Below are 23,563 nucleotides of genomic sequence, written 5' to 3'. Positions count from 1 at the left end.
CACCTACCGCGCCGCCCGACCCCCCGCCGATCCGCGCCCTCCGCTTCCGGCGGGCACGAACGCTCCCACCGCGTGCGCGGCGCCCCGCCCCTCGGCCCGGGCGACGACCCGCCCCCCGTGCACACGGAGGGCCAGTTCGAGGTCGTCATGGGGATCGGCCGCACCGGCCGCGAGGGCCAGCCCGGGGTCGAGCACGAACACCGGCCGCGCCCAGCACCGCGCGGGAAACGCCGGAACCAGGCAGGTCCGCAGCTCGGCCAGCGCCAGCCGGACCAGCGGCAGGAGTTCGGCGGGTTCGGTGGTGACGGGCACGACCGTCACCGGGGCCCCCTCGGGAGCGGCGCGCAGGGCCTCCTCCACGGCCTCCAGTCGGCGCAGCCCCACCACCGCCACGACGCCGTCGTCGACCGTGGTCGCCTGGCCGCGCAGGACGTCGACGCCCGTGGGAGCGGACCACGGTTCGTCCACGGCGCGGGCGTCGGGGAGGTGGTCGACGTACGGGAGGGGCCAGGCGTCCTCCAGGTCGAGTCCGGCCAGGCGTTCGCAGGAGCGGATCACCGTGAACGGGTCGGCGAACCCCGGCGCCGCGACGGCCAGCTGCGCGGCTCCGTGCAGGGTGGTCAGGACGCTCCGGGCCGTCCGGACGCGGCGCCGACCGGACTCCGACCCGGCCTCCAGGTTCTCCAGAGCCAGGCCGAGCAGGATCGCCTGGAGGGCTGTGAGCTGGGAGAACACCGCACCCACCCGTGGGTCTGCGGCCACCTCTCCCATGAGCTCGGCACCAACGCGCTCCTCGTCGCCGGTCAGGGGCAGGCGGGCCACCCAGGCACGGGCGAAGGCGCCCAGGGCCTGGGCGGGGTCAGCGCCGAACGCGGGGGCGTGGCCCGGTTCGGCGCGGGCGGCCGCCTCGGCGAGCACCGCGAAGTACAGGGCGCGCTTGCCCGGGAAGTTGGAGTAGACGGCCCCCCGGGTGAGGTCGGCCCGGTGGGCGATGCGGTCGATCTTGGCGTCGCGGTAGCCGCGTTCGGCGAACTCCTCCCGGGCGGCGGCGAGCACGCGCGCCCGGTTGCGTTCCTGCTGCTGCGCCCTGTTGAGCCGGACCATCTTCCTCCTCGTCTCGGTCCCCCCATCCTACGTTGAGATGCCACGAGCACTCAGATACTCTCAACATCCAAATGACAACATCATCTGAATCTTCCGGAAGGGCGAAGCGAGCCATGCATGAGTACGCGTTCCAGGCCCGGGGCCTGGTCAAACGGTTCGGACGCACGACGGCGCTGGCCGGGGTCGACCTCGCGGCCCGCCCCGGATCGGTGCTCGGGGTCCTCGGCCCCAACGGAGCCGGCAAGACCACGGCCATCCGCGTCCTGTCCACACTCGCCCGCCCCGACGAGGGCACCGCCACGGTCGGCGGGTTCGACGTGGTGCGCCGGGCCGCCGACGCGCGTCGCCTGATCGGGTTGACCGGGCAGTCCTCGATGGTCGACGACGAGCTCTCCGGCCGCGCCAACCTGGTACTCCTCGGCCAGCTCCTGGACCTGCGCCGCAGTGAGGCCCGGGCCCGCGCCGACCAGCTCCTGGCCCGCTTCGGGCTCTCCGAGGACGCCGCCCGCCCCGCCTCCACCTACTCAGGGGGAATGCGGCGCCGACTCGACCTGGCAGCCAGCCTGGTGGGGCGCCCCAGCGTGGTGTTCCTCGACGAACCCTCCGTGGGGCTCGACCCCGGGCGGCGCGAGGACCTGTGGGGCATGGTCCGCACACTCACCGACGAGGGCACCACCGTCCTGCTGACCACCCAGTACCTGGAGGAGGCCGACGCCCTCGCGGACCGGATCGCGGTGATCGACCGGGGCCGCGTGATCGCCGAGGGGACACCGGCCGAACTCAAACGCGTGGTCGGCGGACAGGCGGTGTCACTGCGCACCGCCGACCCCGACCGAACCGGGCGGGCCGCCCGGATCATGGAACGGGTCGCGGGCCGACCCCCCGAGAACACCCGGCACGTCCTGTCGGTCCCGGTCGGCGGTGACGCCGACGCCTGGGAGGTGGCCGACGCGCTGCGGGAGGAAGGCATCGCGGTGACCGAGTTCTCGCTCCACCTGCCCAGCCTCGACGAGGTGTTCCACGCCCTCACCGGAACGGCCCCGAGCACCGGGACCGACAACGACGACGACATCGGCACCGGCACCGATGACGACACCGACGCCGCGAAGGAGCACACCGCGTGAACAGCACCGAGACCGACCGCCCCACCCCGCGCCCCGCACCGCTCCTGCGCCACGGCCTGGTCCTGGCCCGCCGGAGCCTGGCCAAGTCACTGCGCGACCCCGGTTCGCTGGTGAACGGCGTGGTGACCCCCAGCATGTTCCTCGTCCTGTTCGTGTACCTGTTCGGCGGGTCCGTCTCCGGCTCGACCGGCGCCTACCTCCAGTACCTCTTCCCCGGGGTCCTGGTCATGGGCGCGGGCGTGGCCGGGATGCTCTCCTCCGGGCTGACCATCAACATCGACGCGAAGAAGGGGGTCTACGACCGCTTCCGGAGCCTGCCCATCAGCCGTTTCGCCCCGCTGCTCGGCTCGGTCCTCGCCGACCTGGTGCGCTACGCGATCACCGTTCTCGTCCTGCTCGCGATCGGACACCTGATGGGGTTCCGGGTGGAGACCGGTCCCGGGCAGGCGTTGGCGGCGTGCGCGCTCGCCGTCGGTTTCGGGTTCGCGTTGAGCTGGGTGATGGTGTTCGTGGGGGTACTGCTGCGCGAGGAGGGCGCGGTCATGGCGCTCACCTTCGTCGCGATCATCCCCCTGCTGCTGGGTACCAGCATGGCCGCGCCGGTGGAGACGCTGCCCGGGTGGTTGCGGGCCTGGGCGGGAGCCAACCCGGTCACCCACGCCATGGACGCCGCGCGTGCCCTGCTCACCGGCGCCCCCGCCGGTGACTCGGTGGCCTTGGCGCTGGTGTGGTCGGCCGCCCTGGTCGCGGTGTTCGCGCCGCTGTCGGTGTGGGCCTTCGGTCGCGAGCGCTGACACCTCCACCCCCGGGCCTCAGGGAACGCCGCCGGGGGCGACGGACGCCCCACGGCCGCCGATGACCGGACCGGCCCCACCCGGCTGGCCAGGGAGTTCGGCGCCCCCGAGTGGCGACGGGCACGACTTATAGGTTAGCTTTACCTAAATCGGGCACCGGGGTGTTCTTCGGGCACCCCGGTGCCGTCGTGCGCCCTCCGGGACCACGGGCAGCACGGTGACGGACCCGTGCGCGGCCGAGGCCGCCCCGCGCTCCGCCTCCGCCCTCCGGGGAACCGCCCGTGGCGACCTCATCAGCGATCAGAGGATTCCCTTGTCCAGAACCACCACCCTCACCACGGCCCTCGTGGCGGGAGCGCTCCTGCTCACCGGCTGCGGCACCACCGGCACCTCCGGCACCGGCGACAACCAGTCGAACGTGGCCGCGGGCCAGGAGGGTTTCCAGGACGTCCGCGAGCTCGCCGCCCAGCTGGGCACGGACGCCGCCCCCGGCGAGTTCCCCCGTGTGGTCGACAACCTCGTCGCCAACGGCGAGATCGGACAGACCGAGATCCCGGCCAAGCCCGAGCGGGTCGTCGTCCTCGACACCGGTGAGCTGGACAACGTGCTCTCCCTGGGCATCGAGCCCGTCGGGATCGCGCACCCCGCCGACGCCGGGATCGCCCCCGACTACATGGAGGTCGGCGACGCGGTGGACCTGGGCGCCTACGACGCGCTCGACCTCGAACAGATCAAGAACCTGGAGCCCGACCTCATCCTGGGCACCACGCTCCGGATCGACGACGACGGGCTGAAGGAGCGCCTCCAGGACATCGCCCCGACCGTCCTGGCACCCCGACCGGGCGTGCTCTGGAAGGAGAACTTCCTCCTCAACGCGGACGCCCTGGGCGAGGAGGAGCTGGCCCGCGATCTCCTCGACTCCTACGAGGAGCGCGCGAGCGAGGTCGGCGCGTCGATCGTCGAGGCCAACGCGGGCGAGGTCCCCACCGTGTCCATGCTGCGGTTCATGGCCGGGCGCACCCGCCTGTACGGCAACGACTCCTTCATCGGCGTCCTCCTCCGTGACGTCGGCCTGGACCGTCCCGAGGCCGAGGACATCGACGAACTGGCCCTGGAGATCTCGCCCGAGGAGATCACCCTCGCCGAGGGCGACTGGGTGCTCTGGGGCACCTATGGCGAGGCCGACTCCACCGAGCAGGCCAACGTCGTGGACGGCCCCCTGTGGGGCGAGGTACCCGCCGTCGCCGAGGACGGCCTGGTCCGGGAGATCCCCGACGAGACCTGGTACCTGGGGCTGGGCGTGACCGGCGCCGAGCACGTGCTGGACGACCTGGCCGAGATCGCCGACAGCCTCCGGTGACACTCCGCTCCCTCACGCCGGGCAGGACCGCGCCCACCGGCACGGTCCTGCTCGGCGCCCTCGTCCTGCTGGTCGCCGCCGCCCTGGTCAGCCTCGCCGTCGGCACGCGCGTGCTGTCCCCGGCCGAGACGCTCCAGGGGCTGTTCGGCCGTGAGGGGGTGGCCTCGACCGTCATCTGGGAGATGCGCTTCCCCCGGACCCTGCTGGGCCTGCTCGTCGGGGCGAGCCTGGGCGCGGCCGGGGTGCTCGCCCAGTCCGTGACCCGCAATCCCCTCGCCGATCCCGGGCTGCTGGGCATCTCCGCCGGGGCGGCGGTCGCCGTGGTCACGGGCAGCGCCCTGCTCGGCCTGGGCGCGGGCCTTCCGCGCGTGCTGCTCGCCCTGCTGGGAGCCGCGCTGGCCACCGCCGCGGTATACACGTTCGCCCGGCGCTCCCCTGAGGGCCTCACCCCCGTCAACATGACCCTGGCCGGCGCCGCCACCACCGCGTTCCTCGGCGCGGTGACCTCAGCGACCGTGCTGCTGAGCGCCTCGACCATGGACCAGTACCGGTTCTGGGTGGTCGGGGCGCTGACCATGCCCGGAGCCGGGGTGCTGCCGCCCGCCCTACCCTTCATGGTCGCGGGAGCCGTGCTGGCCCTGCTGGTCTCCGGCTCGCTCAACGCGATGGCGCTGGGCGACGACACCGCCGCCGCCCTGGGGGTCCGGGTCGCGCGGACCCGTCTGCTGGCCGGTGCGGCGGTGGTCCTGCTCTCGGGCACCGCCGTCGCCCTGGCGGGGCCGATCGCCTTCGTGGGCCTGGTGATCCCGCACATCGCGCGGGCGCTGGTCGGCGCAGACGTCCGACGGCTGCTGCTCTGCGCAGCCCTGCTCGGCCCGCTGCTCCTCCTGGTCGCCGACGTCGTGGGGCGGTTGGTCGCGCGTCCCGGCGAACTCCAGGTGGGGGTCGTGACCGCCCTGGTCGGAGCCCCCTTCTTCATCTGGCTGACCCGGCGTACCAAGGAGCGTGGCCTGTGACCGCCACCGTGCGCGGAGGCCGTCCTCACCGCGCCCTCGACCTGCTTCCCCGACCCCGGCCGCGCGTGCGCGTGGTGGCGGCGACCCTGGCCACGGCGGCCGTGGTGGTGGTCGCCGCGCTCGTGGCCCTGAGCCTCGGGGACCGGCCCACGGCCCCGGCCGAACTGTGGGCGGCGCTGCACGGCCGGGGCGCGGAGAACACCGTCTACGCGGTGCTGGAGGTCCGGCTCCCGCGCGTGGTGCTCGCGGTGCTGGTCGGCGGGGCTTTCGGTCTGGCGGGCGGGCTCAGCCAGAGCGTGCTGCGCAACCCGTTGGCCAGTCCCGACGTCCTCGGGATCAGCGCGGGCGCCTCCGCCGCCGCCGTCGGGGTGATCGCCGTGGGAACGCTGGGCGGCCCCGTCGGCGTCGTCCCGATCCCGGTGGCGGCCCTCGCCGGGGGCCTGGGCGCCGCCGCGCTGATCTTCCTGCTGTCCAAAGACGAGTCGCTGCGGGGTCGGCGGCTCCTCCTGGTCGGGATCGCGCTGTCGGCGGCGCTGACCGGGTTCACGCAGTACCTGCTGACCGTGGTGGAGGTGCACGACGCCCAGCGCGCGGCCGTGTGGCTCACCGGCAGCCTGAACACGCGCTCCTGGGACGACGCCCTCCCGGTCGGCCTCGGCCTGGCGGTGCTGCTGCCCGCCGCGCTGGTCATGGCGCACACCAACCGCGCCCTGCTGTTCGAGGACGACGTGGTCGCCGGCTGGGGCGTGCGCACCGGGCGCGCCCGGGGGACGCTGCTGCTGGTGTCGGTGTGCCTGGCGGCGCTCGCGACGGCGGCGGCCGGGCCGGTGGCCTTCGTCGCCCTGGTGTCGGGCCAGGTCGCCCGGCGGATCGCCGCCGTGCCCGACATCCCGCCCCTGTTGTCCGCGCTGATCGGCGCCGCCCTGGTGCTGGTGGCCGACACGGTGGCGCGCACCGCGCTGCCCGTGCAGCTCCCGGTCGGCGTGCTCACCGCGCTGGTCGGCGCCCCGTACCTGCTGTACCTGTTGCAGCGACGCCGTGGATCGAGAGGTACCGCCCGATGACCGAGACCGAGAACCGGGGCGGGGGGCGGGCCACCCGTCTGGAGGCCCGCGACCTCCGCCTGGGCTATGGCGGGGAACCGATCGTGCCGGGCCTGTCCCTGGAGGTCCCCGACGGCCTGGTGACGACCGTGGTGGGCGCCAACGCCTGCGGCAAGTCGACGCTGCTGCGCGGACTGGCCCGGCTGTTGGAGCCCTCCGGCGGCACGGTGCTCCTGGACGGCAGGGACCTGGCGAGGACCCCGTCCCGCGAGGTCGCGCGGGTGCTGGGCATGCTGCCGCAGTCCCCCACCGCCCCCGAGGGCATCACCGTGCGCGACCTGGTCTCCCGGGGCCGCCATCCGCACCAGAGCTGGTGGCGGCAGTGGGGCGAGGACGACCACGCGGCCGTGGAGGACGCGCTGCGGGCGACCGGCACCGACCAGCTCGCCGACCGCGACGTGGACGAGCTGTCCGGCGGCCAGAGGCAGCGGGTGTGGATCGCCATGGCGGTGGCCCAGCGCACCGACCTGCTCCTGTTGGACGAGCCCACCACCTACCTGGACATGGCGCACCAGCTGGACGTACTGGAGCTGGTCGCCGACCTCAACCGCGAGCGGGGCAGCACCGTGGTGATGGTGCTGCACGACCTCAACCTGGCCTGCCGGTACGCCCACCACATCGTGGCCATGCGGGCGGGCCGGATCGTCGCCCAGGGGCCGCCGTCCGAGGTGGTGACCGAGGACCTGCTGCGCGAGGTGTTCTCCGTGGAGGCCGCGGTGCTCACCGACCCGGTGTCGGGCACCCCGGTGATCGTCCCCCAGCGCACCGTCCGGACCTGATCGGGGGGCGGCACCGAACCGGAGCGGGCCCGAACCCGGCGGGCCCGCTCCGGTGAGCCGAGCCCGACCTCCCCGCTCCCCTAGGCTGGCCCCGCCGGACCGGTCCGCCGCCCCCTCGGGGCACGAGAGGAGTCGTGTTGAACGTCAGGCACCACCGCGTCGGGGTGAACGGCCTCGGCCTGCACGTCGCCGAGCAGGGTGAGGGGCCGCTGGTCCTGCTGTTGCACGGCTTCCCCGAGAGCTGGTACTCGTGGCGGCACCAGTTCGACGCCCTCGCCGACGCCGGATACCGGGTGGTCGCCCCCGACCAGCGCGGGTACGCCCGCAGCGACCGCGCTCCCTCCCCCGAGGAGTACGCGCTGCCCCACCTGGTGGGCGACGTCACCGGGCTGATCCGTGCCCTGGGTGCCGAGGACGCCGTGGTGGTCGGCCACGACTGGGGCGCGGTGGTCGCCTGGACGGCGGCGCTGCTCCGGCCGGACCTGGTCCGCGCGGTGGCGGGGCTGAGCGTGCCCCCGGTGCCGCCCGCGGGGGTGCCCTCGATCGCGTCGTCCCGCCGCGCCTACGGCGAGGGCTACTACCAGGTCCGCTTCCAGGAGCCCGGGCGTGCCGAGGCGGAGCTGGCGGCGGACCCGGCGGCGTTCCTGCGGCGGATGCTGGTGGGGGCCTCCGGGGCGCACCGGCCCCGGCCCTGGGTCGTCCCTGAGGGCGTGGGGCTGCTGGACAGCCTGCCCGAGCCCGATGAGCTGCCCGGGTGGCTCACCGCCGAGGACCTGGCCGTGTTCGCCGAGGACTACGCGGCCCCGGACGCCTTCACCGGCCCTCTCGGCTGGTATCGCAACATCGACCGCAACCAGGGGCTGATGGCGGCCTTCGAGGGGCTGCGGATCGAGGTCCCGGCCCTGTACGCGGTGGGTGACCGGGACATGGTGACCACGCTGCGCGGTGTGCCCGAGCTGCGCGCGTCGCTGCGCCGGATCGTCCCACGGCTGCGCGCCGACCTCACCCTGCCCGGGTGCGGCCACTGGACCCAGCAGGAACGCCCCGAGGAGGTCAACCGGGCGTTGTTGGACTTCCTCGCCGCCCTGTGATCGGGCCCGCGCGCCCGGGCCCGCAGCGGCGGCTCGACCTTCCAGTCGACTCGAAGGCCCACCGTGTGCGCCTGCACGCGTCCCTCCACCCCGACCACCGTCCCGACCCCGGTTCCCCCGCCGGGGAGGCCGCCCTGATCCCGGGCGCCCTCGATCCCGCCGCCAAGGAGCACTGAACCGATGTCGATCGCCGAACGCCTCCAGAGTCTGTTCGTGGCCCTGGCCGCGGCGGCGGGACTGGTCGCGGGCCTACTGCTGCCGATCGGCCCGGCGGCCGAGCACGTGGTACTGCCCGCCCTGCTGGTGATGCTCGCCGCGGTGTTCGTCCAGATGGACGCGGCCCACGTGGGCGAGGCGGGGCGGGCGCGGACCCTGGTGGCGGCCAGTCTGGTGCTGAACTTCGTGTTCACCCCGGCGCTGGCCTGGGCTCTGGGCGCGGGACTGCTCGGCGGGCAGCCGGACCTGCGCATCGGCCTGCTGTTGCTGCTGGTCACCCCCTGCACGGACTGGTACCTGGTCTTCACCGCGATGGCACGGGGGCACACGGGTATCGCCGCCGCCCTGCTGCCCGTCAACCTCGTCCTCCAACTGCTGTTGCTGCCGGTGTACGTGCTCCTGTTGGGCGGCCGGGCCGCCATGGTGGACGCGGGCACCCTCGCGGAGGCGGTGCTGCTGGTGCTGGTGGTGCCGTTGGCGGTGGCGATGCTGGTGCGGTGGGCGTCGGCCCGGTTCGGGGACGCCGACTGGCGCGAGCGCCGTGTGACAGGACCGGCCGGGAACCTGGTGTTGCCGCTGCTGTACGTGGCCGTGTTCGCGATGTTCGCCTGGCAGGCGAGGACGGTCGTGGACCACCTCGGTGCCCTGGTGGCCCTGCTGGCACCCCTGGCGGTCTTCTTCGTCCTCCTGCCGCTGGTCGCGACGGGGCTGTCCCGGGCGCTGCGGCTGCCCGCCGACCAGCGGGTGACGCTGACCATGGTCACGGTCGCCCGCAACTCCCCCATCGCGCTGGCCATCGCGGTGGCGGCCTTCCCGGACCGCCCCCTGATCGCGGTCGCCCTCGTGGTCGGCCCGCTCGTGGAACTGCCGGTCCTGGCCCTGCTGGCCCAACTGGTGCGGGTGCGCCCGAACACCGGGCAGGGCGCCGCCGTCGGCTGAGCCGGGCGCGCCCCGTGGGCGTGGACACGAGCCCCCGCGTGCGATGACCTGGGACGATTCGGATATTTTTGCGGTGTCGGGTGGTACGCGGAGCGAGGGGCTGGGGGGCGCGTGCGTGTGACCGGGTCGGCGGCGCCCTCGGAGGGTGCCGGGCGGGGGGTCTGGCGGCGTGAGCCGAGGACACGGCTACGGCGGGCCTCCGCTCTGCCCGAGGGAACTCCGTCGCCCTTCGTGATCGTCTCCGAGTCGCACGCTCCGGACGGCCCCACCGAGTGGGAACCGCACGCGCACCCGGCGCACGAGCTGGTGTGGGTGCGCCACGGGGCACTGACCGCGCGGGTGGGAGACCGCCTGTTCACCGTCTCCGAGGGATGCGGCCTGTGGGTTCCCGAGGGGCGGGTGCACGCGGGTCGGTTGACGGCGGGGGCCGGGCTCCACAACGCCTTCTTCGCTCCGGAGCGCACACCGCTCGCGTTCGGGGAGCCCACGGTCATCGCGATGACCCCTCCCCTGGAGTCGCTTCTGGTCCACCTGTCCCGCACGGACCTCGACGCCCAGGCGCGTGCCCGCGCGGAGGCGGTCGTGTTCGACCTGTTGGAGCCCGCCGCTCCGCAGCTGGCGCTGCGGATGCCCGGCGACCCCCGGGCTGACGCGGTCGCCCGGGCCCTGATGGCCGACCCCTCCGACGACCGTTCCCTGGAGGAGTGGGCGCGGGACCTGGGCACGAGTCCCCGTACGGTCAGCCGCGCGTTCCGGGCCTCCACCGGCCTGTCCTTCGCGCAGTGGCGGCAGTCACTGCGCATCCACCGGGCACTGGTGCTGCTCAGCGAGGGGCACGAGGTACAAGAGGCCTCCGACCTGCTCGGCTACGCGCAGACCAGCACGTTCATCGACGCGTTCCGGCGGGTGATGGGCACGACTCCGGGGTCCTTCGCGGGGAGCGCGCGGGGGCGCTGACCGGTTCTCCGTATCCGGTGTCCGGAAGTCCTGATTGCGGCCAGGACACCGCCGATCCTATTCTGAGTGAGTGAAGGCTAACCTAACTTCCTCTGGCGTCGGCCCTGCTCACACGTGTCCGACCGTGCCCCGTGCCCGAAACGGCCACGAGGGGCCGGGCATCGCCGACGCCCCCGCGCACCGCTCCGGCCCCGGCCGCACCGTGCGAACCGGAGGCGTGATCGTCCCTGCGGACCCCATCCGCACCGACCCCTCGGCGCGCCCGGCGCCGCGCCACCCGTGAGCGCCCTGCGCGGCGAGGGGCTCGTCCTGAGCCACGGCGGAACCACCGTCGTCCACGGCACCTCGCTGACCCTGACCTCCGGCCGGGTCACCGCCCTGGTGGGCCCCAACGGCAGCGGGAAGACCACCCTCCTGCGCTCGCTCGCCCGACTCCACCGCGTCGACGGCGGCCGGGTGACGCTCGGAGCCCCGGACGGAGGGCACGAACGGCCGGTGTCGCTGCTCAGCGCGCGCCGGTTCGCCCGGGAGGTCACCCTGTTCTCCCAGTCCCGGCCCGTACCGGAGGGGCTGACCGTCAGCGAGATCGTGGCCTTCGGCCGCCACCCGCACCGGCGCGGGTTCGCGGGACCGAGCGCCGAGGACCGGGACGCCGTCGGGCGCGCCATGCGCGCCACCGGGGTGGCGGACATGGCCGACCGCGCCGCCGGGGCGCTCTCCGGCGGCGAGATGCAGCGGGTCTGGCTCGCCGCCTGCCTGGCACAGGACACCGGTGTGGTGCTGCTCGACGAACCCACCAACCACCTCGACCTGCGCCATCAGGTCGAGACCCTCGACCTGATCCGCGACCTGGCCGAGGACCACGGGGTCGCGGTGGGGGTCGTGCTGCACGACCTCGACCACGCCGCGCGGGTCGCCGACCGGGTGCTGCTCCTGAACGCCGGTCGCGCGCACGCCGAGGGCCCTCCCGCCGAGGTGCTCACCACCGACCACCTCAGCGAGGTCTACGGCATCCGGATCGAGGTCAGCGAGGACCCGGTCACCGGCCGCCTGCGCATGGACCCGGTCGGCCGACGAGCCGAACTCCGCCGGTAGACCGCGCCCAACGGACCGTCCGCCTCTCCGGCGGCCCCGCCCCCCACGCCTCCACCCACCCCCTCGACAGCAGTCTCCAGAGCAGTACAGAGCAGGGAGAACCCACCATGACCAGCGCCACCCGACGCGCGGCCCTCGCCGCCGCGGCTCTCGCCCTCACCGCGGCGGGGTGCGGCACCACCACCGTCGACGAGTCCGCCTCCGATGCCCCGGCCGCCCCCGCGTCCGAGGACTGTGCCCAGGACACCACGGCCACCTCCGGCGACCCGGTCGCGCTCACCGACGGCGTCGGCCGCGAGGTCGAACTCGACCAGCCCGCCGAACGCGTCGCCGTCCTGGAGTGGCAGCAGGTCGAGGACGCCCTCACGCTGTGCGTCACCCCCGTGGCCGTCGCCGATCCCGAGGGCTACAGCACGTGGGTGAGCGCCGAGGAGCTTCCCGAGGGCGTGACCGACATCGGTAGCCGCGAGGAGCCCGACCTCGACACCCTGTACGCGCAGGACCCGGACCTGATCATCGTGGAGGCCGCCTCCCCCGACGACGAGATCATCTCCCGGCTGGAGGAGCGGGGTGTGCCCGTGCTGGTCACCCGGGGCGCCGACCCGGCCGACCCCATCGGCAACATGCTCGACGTGTTCGGGATGATCGGCGAGGCCACCGGGCGCACCGAACGCGCCGACCAGGTCACGCGCGAGTTCGACGACCACCTCGCCGAGGCCCGCGAGCAGGTGGAGGGGGTCGACCTGCCCACCACCGACTTCCTCTTCTTCGACGGCTGGCTCCAGGGCGGGAACCTCACGATCCGCCCCTACGGCCAGGGCGCGCTGTTCACCGCGCTCGGCGAGGAGCTGGGGATGACCTCCGCCTGGACCGACGACATCAACGACGCCTACGGTGACGGCGGCGTCGACCCCTCCTACGGGCTGGCGCAGACCGACGTCGAGGGCCTGACCGCAGTGGGCGGGGCCAACCTCTTCTACGCCAACGACGAGGGCGTCGGCGGTTACGTGGAGGAGCTGGGCAAGAACCCGATCTGGACCTCCCTGCCCGCCGTCAAGGAGGACCGGGCGCACGCCTTCCCGCCGCGCGTGTGGGGGGCCGGGGGCCCGCGTTCGACCGCGCAGGCGATCGACGCCTTCGTCGACTCCCTCACCGGGGCATGAGCGACCTCCGCGCCGCCGGGCCCCGGACGGCCCCGCCGCGGGGGCCGGGTCCGCGCGGCGCGGCCGCCGGGGCGGCGGTGGTCGCCGTCCTGGCCGTCGCCGTCGCCGCGCTGGGCCTGTGGCACCTCACGCAGGGCACCTCGGGCGTGGGGTGGTGGGACCTCGTGCGGTTCCTCGCCGGGGAGCGCGCCGAGGTCGGCGGGGTGCCGGTCGCCCACGTGCTGGAGGGGTCGCGGGTCCCCCGCCTGTTCGCCGGTGTGGCGGTGGGTTTCGCCCTGGGTGTGGCCGGTGCGCTGCTCCAGTCCGTGACCCGCAACCCGCTCGCCTCCCCCGACACGCTCGCCGTCACGGCGGGCTCCTACTTCTCGCTCACGCTGGTCGCCGCGTTCGGCCTCGCCGTCCCTCTGTGGGCGTCGGGCCTGGTGGCCTTCTCCGGGGGCCTGCTGGCAGCCGCGCTCGTCCTGGCGCTGGCCGGAAGCGCCGCCGGGACCGCCACCACGCGACTCGTGCTCGCCGGTTCGGCGTTGGCGCTGGCCCTGGACGCGGCCACCGGCATGCTGTTGATCCTGTTCAAGGAGAACACCACCGGCCTGTACGCCTGGGGCAGCGGTTCCCTGGCCCAGCTCAACGCGGACGCGTCGCTGCGCGCGCTGCCGCTCGTCGCGGCGGTGCTGGTGGTGGCGCTGCTGTTGAGCCGACGGCTGGACGTGCTCGGCCTGGGCGAGGACACCGCGGCGTCCCTCGGCGTGCCCGTGCGCTCCACCCGGATCACGGCGGTGGTGTGCGCGGTGCTGCTCACCGGAGCCGCCGTGACGCTGGCGGGACCGATCGCCTTCGTCGGTCTGGCCGCACCCGTGTTGACCCGCCTCATCGCCGCCCGGGTACCCGCCCTGCACCGACACCTGCTCCTGGTGACGGTCTCCGGGCTGCTCGGCGCCGCCCTCATCCTCCTGGCGGACGCGTCCCTGCGGGCCCTGGTGGGCGCCGAGGGCGCCGCGTCCATCCCCACCGGGGTGCCCACGGCGGTGCTCGGCGGCGTCCTCATCGTCGTCCTGGCCCTGCGCCTGCGTGACGCCGGAACGCTCCGCCGACCGCCCGGGGCACGGACCGGCCCCCGCACGCCTCGGCGGTTCCTCGGTGTCCTCCTCGCCACCGCCGTGCTGCTGGCCGCGGCCGCGCTGGTCGGTGTGCTCGCGGGCAGCCTGTGGCTGCGGCCCGGGGACCTCGTGCCCTGGTTCCAGGGCACCGCTCCCGACCTGGTGGGCCGGGCACTCGACGAACGGTTCCCCCGGGTGGCCGCGGCGGTCCTCGCGGGCGCCGCGCTCGGTCTGGCCGGAAGCGTGGTCCAGGGCACGGTGCGCAACCCCCTGGCCGAGCCGGGCCTGCTGGGCATCACGGCCGGGGCGGGCCTGGGCGCGGTGCTCGTCGTGACCTCCGGTGCGGTCGCCGGGGCCCTCACGCTGACGTCGATGGCCGTGCTGACGGGGCTGGCCACCTTCGCGCTGATCTGCGCGCTGGCGTGGCGGGGCGGGTTCCGCCCGGACCAGTTCGTCCTGGTCGGGATCGGGAGCGGGTACGCCCTGAGCGCGGTGACCACGTTCCTGCTGCTGCGCGCCGACCCCTGGCAGACTCCGCGCATCTTCACGTGGCTGTCGGGGACCACCTACGGCCGTACCCTGCCCGACGTCCTCCCCGTGGCCGTGGCCCTGCTGGTGGCGACGCCGCTGGTGCTCGGGGCGAGCCGTCACCTGGACCTGGTGTCGGTGGACGAGGACACCCCTCGTGTCCTCGGGGTGCGGGTGGGGCCGACCCGGCTGGGCCTGCTGGCGGTCGGCGCCGTCCTGGCCGCCGTGAGTGTCGTCGCGGTGGGCGTGGTGGGCTTCGTCGGCCTCATGGCGCCCCACCTGGCGCGCGCCCTGGTGGGGGCCCGGCACGGCCGCCTGGTTCCGGTGGCGATGCTGCTGGGCGGGCTCCTGGTCTGTGTCGCCGACACCCTCGGCCGCACGCTGATCGCCCCCTCCCAGGTACCGGCCGGGTTGATGATCTGCCTGGTCGGCGGCCCCTACCTGATCTACGTCCTGCGCCGTTCGCGCGCGTGAGACGGTGCGGCGCCGCTTGGGGGCCGCGCCGGTGAACCCCCGGAGCACAGCATGTCCGCAGACCGTCGGAGCCCGTCCGAGAACCGCGTGGTCGTCCCGTTCGACCCGGCCGCCCCACCACCGGAGCTGGAGCGTGTCGTCCCCTCCGACGTGCGCGAACGCTGGGCCGCACCGGACCGGTCCACCCACTCCCCCGTGGTCGTGGCCGTCGTCGACCGGCCGGGCGGCGCGTGGACCGGTGCCGCCCTGGTGACCTCCCGCCCCGGTGCGGCCTACGCCAAGATCGTGGACGTGGCGGGCGACCGCGCGCGCACGGTCGCGGCCGTCGTCGACCTGGCGCGGGAGCGGGGGCACCCCCAGGTCGTGTGGGAGGGCTGGACCGTCGGCGCCGACGAGGCGGCCGCCGTCGGGTTCGCCCCGCTGCGTTCCCCGCGCGGCAACGTGGACGACCCCGGCCAGCCCGCCACCGGCTATGTGCGCTGGCGGGACGGCGCCGGGGTGGCCGCGCCCCCGTACTACCGGCAGACCACCACCTTCACCTGCGGGGCGGTGGCCGCGCTGGCCGCCCGGGCGCACGCGGGGGCGCTGCGGCCAGCGGACCTCGACCGCCCCGCCGAGCTCGCGCTGTGGCGCGAGGCCACCAACTTCCCCGCCTGCGAACCCGTCGGGTTGGGCCTGGCCGCGCACCGCGCGTGGCCGGACGCCTCCGTCACGGTACGCCTCGACACCGACGCACCCGTGCTGCTCGACTCCTACGACGGCGACGAGCGCGCGTGGCGGGCCGTGCTCCAGCGGCGGTCCCGGGAGGACGCGGCCCGGGCCGGACTCCCGGTCGACCCCCTCCGGCTCTCCACGGAGGAGATGCGCGCGGTCGTGGCCCGGGGCGGGCAGGTGCTCCTGCTGGTGTCGCTGGCCGCGATGCAGGGGTTCGACGTGCCGCACTGGGTGCTCTGCCACGGCGCGGTGCCGGGGGCCCTGGTGGTCGAGGACCCCTGGACCAACACCGCCACGGGCGACACCTGGGTGGACGCCCACCTGCTACCCGTCGCCGACGCCGTGCTGGACGCGATGTCCGCCCTGGGCCCGGGCGGCCCGGACGGGTTCCGGGGCGCCGTACTCCTGGAGCACCACCTCCTGGAGCACCCCGACGTCCCCTTGGCGCACTGACCTGTGAGGGGGCCCGGAGGGGCCCCGCGCGCGGGCGGCCCAGACCGGCCGCGTCTCCCGGGAAATCCGTGGACACCCGGAGGCCCGCGACGATGGAATGAGCGGGACCGCACCGCCCGACCGAGGAGGCCGACGCCCCGATGACGCAGCCCGCTCCACCCGAGCCGCCCCCGATCGACACCGAGCTGGTCCGGCGGCTGGTGGACGACCGGTTCCCCGAGTGGTCCGGGCTGCCGCTGCGGCCGGTCCGCCCCGGAGGACTCGACCACGTGATCCACCGTTTGGGCGACGACCTGTCCGTCCGTCTCCCCCGCCACGCCGAGGCGGCGGGTCAGGTGGATCGGGAGTCGCGGTGGCTGCCGGGCATGGCCCCGTGTCTCCCCCTGGCCGTCCCGGAGCCCGTGGCCGTGGGCGAGCCGGGGTTCGGCTACCCGTGGCGCTGGTCGGTGAGCCGCTGGCTGCCCGGGGACACCGCTGCGGTCGAGACCCTCGCGGACAGCGCGGCGCAGGCGCGCGGACTCGCCCGGTTCCTGGTCGCCCTCCAGCGGAACACGCCGCCTCGGGTCCCGGAACGCCTGGTGGGAGAACCTCTGGCCCTGCGCGGATCGGACCTGGAGGCGGTCGTCTCCCGAGTCACCGGCGTCTTCGACCCGGGGGCGCTGACCTCGCTCTGGGAGGAGGCTTTGGACGCCCCCGCGTGGAACCGCCCGCCGGTGTGGTTCCACGGCGACTTCCACACCGGCAACCTGCTGACCAGCGGCGGCGAGGTGAGCGCGGTCATCGACTTCGGCACCCTCGGCGTGGGGGACCCGGCCCGCGACCTGACGATCGCGTTCACCCTGATGTCACCGGCGGCCCGGGCCGAGTTCCGGGCCGAACTGGGGGCGGGGCTCGGGCTGGGGGGGAGCGCAGGACGACGCCCTGTGGGCCCGCGGCCGCGGCTGGGCCCTGATCACGGGGTTGCAGGCGTACGCGGCCCACGCCGAGGCGCACCCGGCCGTCGCCGCGCAGACCATCCGCCAGATCGAACAGGCGCTCCTCGGCTGAACCGGGGTCCGGGTGCCGGAGTGTCGGAGACGAACGGCGCGCACGGCTCGCGACCGCGTCCCGTGGTGGCCCTGGTCACCGGCCCGGCGCGAGACGGTTCCGTACCGGTGCCGCGCCGAACGGCCGCCACGGGGGCGCCGCCCTCCCTCACGGGACGTACGCCCACGGCCTCGCTGGTCAGCGCACCGTCGCCCGGTTTCGGCCCCGGTGTCCGAACCGGACCGGACACCTGCCGACCACACAACACCGCTGGGGCAGGCGATGCAGGAGTGGCACAAGGTGTAGAAAGTGCCAGAAGTTTCACTAGACTGGGCGCTTCGTCGCCTCCCAGGACAGGATGACCGTGGCCCCCCGTTGCCCCTACGCCGAGCTGCACTCCGCCGAATTCACCAACGACCCCCACGGGGTCAACCTGCGCATGGTGAAGGAGCACGGCCCCGTGTTCCCCGCCGAGATCTTTCCGGGGATCAGGGCCTGGGTCGTGGCCGACTACGCGCTGATCACCGCCTGGTGCCGGGACACCCGTACCTTCCGCCGCGACTCGCGCCTGTGGCTCGACTGGCGTGAGGGCCGCATCCCCGACGACGCCCCGGTCGTGGCGATGATGATGCACCGCCCCAACCTCCTCTTCTCCGACGGCGACGAGCACGCCCGCCTCAAGCGGGCCGTGATCGACTCCCTGGGCCGGGTGCCGGAGAGCCGCATCGGGGAGATCACCCGCAAGCACGCCGACATCCTCGTCGACGCCTTCTGCCAGCGCGGCCAGGCCGAGATCGTCTCCGAGTATGCCCGCCTGCTCCCCCTGCTGGTGCTGTGCGAGATCTTCGGCTTCTCCCGCGACGTGGGCGAGCGCGTCCTCAACTCCCTCAGCGCGCTGTGGGACGGCATCGACGTCGTCAAGTCCAACGGCGAGTACGAGCGCGCCCTGTCCGACGCGATCTCCGCCAAGCACGCGCAGCCGGGTGAGGACATCACCTCGTGGCTGATGGAGCACCGCGCCGGACTCAGCGACGAGGAACTACTGCACCAGCTCGTGGTGACCATCGGCGCCGGCGCCGAACCCACCGCCAACCTCATCTCCGGCACCGCCCACACGCTCCTGGCCGACGACGAGGTCCGGCAGGCGTACCGGGGAGCCCGGGTGGGGGTCGGCGAGGCGATCGACCAGCTGCTGTGGATCGACCCCCCGGTCAACAACTACCCCGTCCTGTACCCGGTGCAGGACGTGCGGGTCAGCAACGGCACGGTGATCCGGGCCGGTGAACCGATCCTGCTCGGGTACGCGGCCGCCCACGCCGCGATGGCCGGAAGCGGCCCGGACATCGAGCAGGGCAACCGCGCTCACCTGGCCTTCGGCGTGGGACCGCACCGGTGCCCCGCACAGGGCTTCGCGTACGCCATCGCGCAGGTCGGTGTGGAGACCCTCACCAAGCGCCTGCCCGACCTCCAGGCGAACAAGGAGAACGTCCAGCGGCGACCCGCCCCGTTCGCGCTGGCACTGTCACAGCTACCCGTCACGTTCACCCCCGTCTCCCCGAAAGGCACCACACCCCCATGGCAACAGACATCCCCGTCCTCCACCCCTACGACCTCCACCGACAGACCGCAGAACTCCGCTCCCGAGGCCCCGTCGTCGAAGTTGAGATCGCTGGTGGCGTGGTTGTTCGGGCGCTGACCGGGCACGACGTGCTGATGGAGGCGCTCGCCCACCCGGGGGTGCGCAAGGAGGTCCGCCACTGGCGCCCGTGGACCGAAGGCGAGATCCCCATGGACTGGCCGCTCATCTCCTGGGTGGCCCCGGACAACATGCTCACGGCCGACGGCGACAAGCACCGGCGGCTGCGCGCACTGGTGTCACAGGCGTTCACCCCCCGCCGGGTGGAGGCGCTGCGTCCGCGCGTGGAGGCGATCACCACGCGGCTCCTCGACGCCGCCGAGGCGGACGGGCCGGGCCCGGTCGACCTGCGGGCCGCGCTGGCGCTGCCGCTGCCGATGACGGTGATCTCCGAGCTGTTCGGTGTCGGCGAGGAGCACCGCGACACCCTGCACACGCTGATCCACCGGGTCTTCGACGCGACCCTCACTCCCGAGATGGCGGCCCGGACCAACGAGGAGCTCCAGGCCTTCCTCGGCTCCCTGGCCGAGGAGAAGGCGAAGAACCCGGGCGACGACATGACCAGCGCCCTGCTCGACGCGCGTGCCGAGGGCGACGAGCGGCTGTCGCAGTCCGAGCTGGTGTGGACCCTGATCCTGATGATCGGCGCTGGCTACGAGACCACGATGAACCTCATCGGCAACGCGGTCCACGCCCTGCTGACCCACCCGGACGAGCTGGCCCTCATCCGCTCCGGGGAGGCGACCTGGGCCGACGCCGTGGAGGAGACCCTGCGCTGGGACGCGAGCGTCCAGTACATGCCCCTCCGCTACACGGCCGAGGACGTCACCCTGGGCGGTGTGGAGGTGCCCGCCGGAGAGGCCCTGCTGATGGGGTTCGGTGCCGCCGGCCGTGACCGGGGCCAGCACGGCGAGGACGCGGACACCTTCGACCTGCGCCGCGCCCGGAACTCGCACCTGGCCTTCTCGCACGGACCGCACTTCTGCCTGGGGGCGGGGCTGGCCCGGATGGAGGGCGTGATCGCCCTGGAGCAGCTCTTCACCCGGTTCCCGGACCTGCGGCTCGCCGAGGGCGAGGAGTTCCCGCAGACCCCGTCCATCGTCTCCAGCGGGCTCGACCGCATCCCCGTCGTCCTGCGCTGACCCCTCCACGAGCCCCGCGTTCCGCCCCGGCGGGCGCGGGGCTTCGTCGTCCCCCACCCTCCTCACATCAGCCTCTCCTTATATAAGCATGGATTGATATACTGTGGTCATGCACGCCTTCGACGTTCTCGGCGACCCGGTCCGACGACGGCTCCTCGAACTGCTCTCCACGGGCGAGCTCAGCTCCGGCGAGCTCACCACCGTGGTACGCGAGGAGTTCGGCATCAGCCAACCGGCCGTCTCCCAACACCTGCGGGTGCTGCGCGAGCACGGCTTCGCCACGGTGCGCGCGGACGGAAACCGGCGGATGTACTCCGTCGACGCCGACGCGCTGCGCCCCGTGGACGACTGGCTGGACCCGTTCCGACGGTTCTGGGCACCTCGCCTGGCGGCGCTGGAGACCGAGATCGCCCGGGGGAAGCGACAACGACGCGAGCAGGAGTGACCATGAGTGAGCACACACCCGTCGACGTGGACGGGCAGATCGAGGCCGTCTCCCGCAGGTTGGACACCGGCGAGCGCGACGGAAGACCCACGCTGGTGTCCACGATCAGCCAGCGCTACGCGACCACGGTCGAGGACCTGTGGGACGCGTGCACCTCCACCGAACGGCTCCCCCGCTGGTTCGCCCCGGTCACGGGCGACCTGCGCCAGGGCGGCCACTACCAGGTGGAGGGCAACGCGAACGGCACCATCGAGACCTGTGAGGCGCCGCGCTCCTTCTCCGCCACCTGGGAGTTCGGCGGGGGTGTCAGCTGGATCGCGGTCCGGGTGGACCCCGACGGCGACGGCGCGCGACTGACCCTCGAACACAGCGCCCCCGCCGACATGGAGGCCGAGTTCTGGAAGCGGTTCGGTCCGGGCGCCACCGGCGTGGGCTGGGACATGGCCCTGCTCGGGCTGGCCCAGCACCTGCACGCGGGGGCGTCGATGCCCCAGGAGGTCGACGGCTGGGAGCGCACCGACGAGGGCCGCCGCTTCGTCACGGCGAGCAGCGCCCGCTGGGGCGAGTGCAGCGTGACCCTCGGGACACCGCGGGGCCAGGCGGAACAGGCCCGGGACCGGACCACCGCCTTCTTCCTCGGCGAGCAGCCGCCCGCCGAGGACTGAGCCCCGCCGTGAGGGAGGCCGCCGCGAGGGAGGCCGCCGCGAGGGAGGCTCCGTGAGGGAGGCTCCGTGAGGGAGGCCGCCGCGACTCCGTTGTCGTGGCGGCCTCCTGGCTGTGGAGCCTGTCACCGCCACCGCGCCGGATCAATCCTCCTCGCCGCTCGGCGTGTTCCCGCGCGCCCAGGCGCGCCCCCCGGTTCCGTCCGAGCCCGGTGGTACAACATGCGGGACAGGCCGCACCCCAGCAGACGAGGTAACCGACCATGCGCCAGCTGATCGTCTCCGCGTTCGTGTCCGTCGACGGCGTCATGGAGGCCCCCGGCGGAGAACCCGGCTACCGCAACTCCGGGTGGACCGTGAGCTCGGTCGAGATGGACGAGGCGGCCTACGAACTCAAGGGCAGCGAACAGGAGGAGGCGGGCGCCCTGCTGCTCGGGCGGCGCAGCTACGAGGCGTTCGCCCCGGTGTGGCCGCACATGGCGGAGTTCGCCGGGATCAACGCCAAGCCCCGCTACGTGGTGTCCACCACCCTCGCCCACGAGGACCCGGGCTGGCCCGCCACCCTCCTGCGAAGCCTCGACGAGGTCGCCGAGCTGAAGGAGACCGAGGGCGGACCGCTCCTGGTACAGGGCAGCGCCACCCTGGGTCGGGCCCTGGCCGACGCCGGGCTGGTCGACCGCTACCACCTGCTCGTCTTCCCGGTACTGCTCGGAGCGGGCAAGCGCCTGTTCAGCGACACCGACCAGGACCTCACCAAGCTGCGCCTCGTGGATCACCGCGTGTACGCCAACGGCGTGCAGAAGCAGGTCTTCGACGTCGTCCGCTAGCCGGGCGCGACGGCCACCGAACGGGCGCCGCCCCTGGCGGGCGGCCCACACCCCGGGGTGTCGTCGAAGCGGCGGCGTCTCGACACGTGACTCCCTTCCCGGCCAATCGACTCCGCATTGTTACCATGTGTCGCGTCGCAACCACCATAAGTGGCTACCAGTGGCGTCTCCTTCGCCCGAAGCAGACCACCGGCGGCCACGGACGGGAAGATTCATGTACGACGACACCAAGCGAGGCACGGTCACGCCCAGGCGCGCGGGCCGAGTCCTCGGAGCGATCCTGACCACGACGGCCGTCGCCCTGCTCGTCGCGGGCTGCCCCGCGGGAGGCGGTGGTGGCGGAGGCGGCGGCGGTTACGGAACCGTCGACGGGGAGACCAAGGCCGAGAAGACCGCGAACTCCGTGCCCGCCGAATAACAGTGACGCACCCCGCCCCCGGGTCCCGGCGCCCCTCCGGGCCCGAGCCCGGGGGCGGCCACCGGCGAGAGTCCGCGTGAGGCACCCTCCGCCAGCGAGGGGTTCGGCCCGCCGCCGCGAACGACCGAACCTAGGCGGCGACCTGGGTGATGACCTGGATCTGAATCCGCATCTGCTTGCGGACGAACCAGCGCAGGAGCCGGTTGGCGATCCGCCTGTGGAGGATGGCGCTCGGCCAGCGCTTGTCCAACCGCAGCCGGGCTCGGTCGCCGAGCGGCTCGACCGTGACCCGGAGTTCCTGCCGGTGCTCCCCCGAGCTCCGGGACCAGGTGAGGTCCCGGCCCTCGCTCCAGAAGGTGAGGGTCTCCCGCAGGGGCGGCCGACCCGGCGAGACGAGTTCCACGACGCCCTCACCGACCACCCGCGCCTCCATCCGGGCCGGGTCCCACTCCCCCCGGCGTTCCGGGTCGCGGACCAGGGCCCACAGGCGGTCGGCCGAGACCGGGACCTCCGCCTCCACGGCGATACCGTCCCACCCCTCCGGTACCGCGCCCGGAACCGGCTCGGCGGCCACCAGGGGGGCCGGGGAAAGGCCGTCCAGACCGGCGCGCAGCTGGTCGGGGTCGGTTCCCGCGTGCTCCAGGAGACGCCGGACCCGGCCGCCGCCGTCGTCGATGAGCGCCGCGATCAGGGCGACGTCACCTCCCGACCAGGGGCAGTCGACGAGAAGCTCGCTCACCCGCTCGGACCGGGGAAGCCCGACCGTCTCGTCCCCACCCGCCGGAAGGGTCGTCGCGGACAGGTCGATGTCCAACAGGGCCAGGTCCTCGCGCAGCACGGCGTCGATCGCCGCCCGCGCCCCGGTGAGATCGAGCCCGGCGTCCATCAGGAGTCGGGCGCCCGGGCCGCCGATGACGAGCGCGCCGAGGAGGAGGTGCTCGAACCCCACTTCGGCGTGGCCCGCGCGGGCCGCCTCCCGCTCCGCCGCGAGTTCGATGTCGGCCCGGTGCCCGCCCATGCTCAGCAGGCCCTGTTTCGCGGACTGTTCCTTCATGCTCGGCCCTTCTCGGTGGGGGTGATGTGGCGCAGTCTCTTCCCGTACTTCTTGTGGACGGCCTGTCGGGTGACCCCGAGGGCCGCCGCGATGGAGGTCCAGGACTCCCCGGAGCGCAGGGCTTCCTCCACCTGTCGCAGTTCGAGGGCGTCGACCACGCCGCGCAGCGAGGCGACCGCGCGCAGACCCTCGACGGGGGTGGAGGTGTCCGAGGCGGTGGCCGCCAGTTCCATCGCGTCCATGCTGTCAACCTAGTGTTCTGAGTCGTTAATTCGATGAAGATATGCGGCGATGGTCTCGAAGATCTCCTCGGCCGTCTTGGTCCATACGAACGGCCGAGGATCGT

At 73.8% G+C, this 23,563-nt stretch carries 23 protein-coding genes; 20 read left to right on the top strand and 3 right to left on the bottom strand.

Annotation, left to right across the window (positions count from 1 at the left end; all coding sequences use genetic code 11):
* Window positions 1-3 precede the first annotated feature (3 nt).
* Window positions 4-1,104 (bottom strand): TetR/AcrR family transcriptional regulator, encoded by a 1,101-nt coding sequence (locus ACFYL4_RS12915; protein WP_387518440.1) that lies wholly within the window; start codon window positions 1,102-1,104, stop codon window positions 4-6.
* 113 nt (window positions 1,105-1,217) lie between these two features.
* On the opposite strand from ACFYL4_RS12915, the gene ACFYL4_RS12910 reads away from it, so the two are divergent.
* The 20 genes from ACFYL4_RS12910 (at window position 1,218) to ACFYL4_RS12815 (ending at window position 22,163) form a co-directional block, all read left to right on the top strand.
* The gene (locus tag ACFYL4_RS12910) at window positions 1,218-2,228 is read left to right on the top strand and encodes an ATP-binding cassette domain-containing protein (RefSeq protein ID WP_387518439.1); all 1,011 of its coding nucleotides are present in this window, start codon (window positions 1,218-1,220) and stop codon (window positions 2,226-2,228) included.
* Entirely contained in the window at window positions 2,225-3,022 is a 798-nt protein-coding gene (locus ACFYL4_RS12905; RefSeq protein ID WP_387518438.1) for an ABC transporter permease, read from the top strand. Before ACFYL4_RS12910 ends, ACFYL4_RS12905 begins: the two co-directional genes overlap by 4 nt.
* Window positions 3,023-3,335: 313 nt before the next feature.
* Window positions 3,336-4,382 (top strand): ABC transporter substrate-binding protein, encoded by a 1,047-nt coding sequence (locus tag ACFYL4_RS12900; protein ID WP_387518437.1) that lies wholly within the window; start codon window positions 3,336-3,338, stop codon window positions 4,380-4,382.
* Window positions 4,379-5,398 (top strand): FecCD family ABC transporter permease, encoded by a 1,020-nt coding sequence (locus ACFYL4_RS12895; protein ID WP_387518436.1) that lies wholly within the window; start codon window positions 4,379-4,381, stop codon window positions 5,396-5,398. The genes ACFYL4_RS12900 and ACFYL4_RS12895 overlap by 4 nt, the downstream gene beginning before the upstream one ends.
* Complete coding sequence (locus ACFYL4_RS12890) at window positions 5,395-6,462, top strand: iron ABC transporter permease (protein WP_357761699.1); 1,068 nt, start codon at window positions 5,395-5,397, stop codon at window positions 6,460-6,462. The genes ACFYL4_RS12895 and ACFYL4_RS12890 overlap by 4 nt, the downstream gene beginning before the upstream one ends.
* Entirely contained in the window at window positions 6,459-7,280 is an 822-nt protein-coding gene (locus tag ACFYL4_RS12885) for an ABC transporter ATP-binding protein (RefSeq protein ID WP_387518435.1), read from the top strand. The genes ACFYL4_RS12890 and ACFYL4_RS12885 overlap by 4 nt, the downstream gene beginning before the upstream one ends.
* A gap of 137 nt (window positions 7,281-7,417) precedes the next feature.
* Window positions 7,418-8,371 (top strand): alpha/beta fold hydrolase, encoded by a 954-nt coding sequence (locus ACFYL4_RS12880; protein ID WP_387518434.1) that lies wholly within the window; start codon window positions 7,418-7,420, stop codon window positions 8,369-8,371.
* Window positions 8,372-8,551: 180 nt separating this feature from the next.
* A complete protein-coding gene (locus ACFYL4_RS12875) occupies window positions 8,552-9,526 on the top strand; it encodes a bile acid:sodium symporter (RefSeq protein ID WP_357761707.1) in 975 nt (324 codons plus the stop codon).
* A gap of 231 nt (window positions 9,527-9,757) precedes the next feature.
* Window positions 9,758-10,483, top strand: a complete 726-nt coding sequence (locus tag ACFYL4_RS12870) for an AraC family transcriptional regulator (RefSeq protein ID WP_387518433.1) — start codon at window positions 9,758-9,760, stop codon at window positions 10,481-10,483.
* A gap of 279 nt (window positions 10,484-10,762) precedes the next feature.
* Window positions 10,763-11,578, top strand: coding sequence for an ABC transporter ATP-binding protein (locus ACFYL4_RS12865; RefSeq protein WP_387518432.1), 816 nt, complete (start codon window positions 10,763-10,765; stop codon window positions 11,576-11,578).
* A gap of 107 nt (window positions 11,579-11,685) precedes the next feature.
* Complete coding sequence (locus tag ACFYL4_RS12860) at window positions 11,686-12,741, top strand: iron-siderophore ABC transporter substrate-binding protein (RefSeq protein WP_357761713.1); 1,056 nt, start codon at window positions 11,686-11,688, stop codon at window positions 12,739-12,741.
* Window positions 12,738-14,840, top strand: coding sequence for an iron ABC transporter permease (locus tag ACFYL4_RS12855; protein WP_387518431.1), 2,103 nt, complete (start codon window positions 12,738-12,740; stop codon window positions 14,838-14,840). The genes ACFYL4_RS12860 and ACFYL4_RS12855 overlap by 4 nt, the downstream gene beginning before the upstream one ends.
* A 51-nt stretch (window positions 14,841-14,891) precedes the next feature.
* Entirely contained in the window at window positions 14,892-16,007 is a 1,116-nt protein-coding gene (locus ACFYL4_RS12850) for a peptidase C39 family protein (protein WP_387518430.1), read from the top strand.
* Between the two features lie 140 nt (window positions 16,008-16,147).
* Window positions 16,148-17,395 (top strand): aminoglycoside phosphotransferase family protein, encoded by a 1,248-nt coding sequence (locus tag ACFYL4_RS12845; protein WP_387518429.1) that lies wholly within the window; start codon window positions 16,148-16,150, stop codon window positions 17,393-17,395.
* 2 nt (window positions 17,396-17,397) lie between these two features.
* The gene (locus ACFYL4_RS12840) at window positions 17,398-18,729 is read left to right on the top strand and encodes a cytochrome P450 (RefSeq protein WP_387518428.1); all 1,332 of its coding nucleotides are present in this window, start codon (window positions 17,398-17,400) and stop codon (window positions 18,727-18,729) included.
* Window positions 18,711-19,811: a cytochrome P450 gene (locus tag ACFYL4_RS12835; RefSeq protein ID WP_357761728.1), complete on the top strand. Its 1,101-nt coding sequence runs from the start codon at window positions 18,711-18,713 to the stop codon at window positions 19,809-19,811. Before ACFYL4_RS12840 ends, ACFYL4_RS12835 begins: the two co-directional genes overlap by 19 nt.
* 109 nt (window positions 19,812-19,920) lie before the next feature.
* Window positions 19,921-20,256, top strand: a complete 336-nt coding sequence (locus tag ACFYL4_RS12830) for an ArsR/SmtB family transcription factor (protein ID WP_387518427.1) — start codon at window positions 19,921-19,923, stop codon at window positions 20,254-20,256.
* Between the two features lie 2 nt (window positions 20,257-20,258).
* On the top strand, window positions 20,259-20,921 hold the full coding sequence (locus ACFYL4_RS12825; protein WP_387518426.1) for an SRPBCC family protein: 663 nt from the start codon (window positions 20,259-20,261) through the stop codon (window positions 20,919-20,921).
* 260 nt (window positions 20,922-21,181) lie between these two features.
* Window positions 21,182-21,745: a dihydrofolate reductase family protein gene (locus ACFYL4_RS12820; RefSeq protein WP_387518425.1), complete on the top strand. Its 564-nt coding sequence runs from the start codon at window positions 21,182-21,184 to the stop codon at window positions 21,743-21,745.
* A gap of 214 nt (window positions 21,746-21,959) precedes the next feature.
* Window positions 21,960-22,163 (top strand): hypothetical protein, encoded by a 204-nt coding sequence (locus ACFYL4_RS12815; protein WP_387518424.1) that lies wholly within the window; start codon window positions 21,960-21,962, stop codon window positions 22,161-22,163.
* Between the two features lie 130 nt (window positions 22,164-22,293).
* On the opposite strand, the gene ACFYL4_RS12810 is transcribed toward ACFYL4_RS12815, so the two are convergent.
* A complete protein-coding gene (locus ACFYL4_RS12810) occupies window positions 22,294-23,217 on the bottom strand; it encodes a Clp protease N-terminal domain-containing protein (protein WP_387518423.1) in 924 nt (307 codons plus the stop codon).
* Entirely contained in the window at window positions 23,214-23,459 is a 246-nt protein-coding gene (locus ACFYL4_RS12805; RefSeq protein WP_357761746.1) for a hypothetical protein, read from the bottom strand. The genes ACFYL4_RS12810 and ACFYL4_RS12805 overlap by 4 nt, the downstream gene beginning before the upstream one ends.
* Between the last annotated feature and the right edge of the window lie 104 nt (window positions 23,460-23,563).

It is taken from the genome of Nocardiopsis sp. NPDC006938 (genome assembly GCF_042869555.1).
Classification (GTDB): Bacteria; Actinomycetota; Actinomycetes; order Streptosporangiales; family Streptosporangiaceae; genus Nocardiopsis.
Note: the sequence above shows the minus strand (reverse complement) of the source record. Positions and strands in the feature narration are given on the sequence as shown.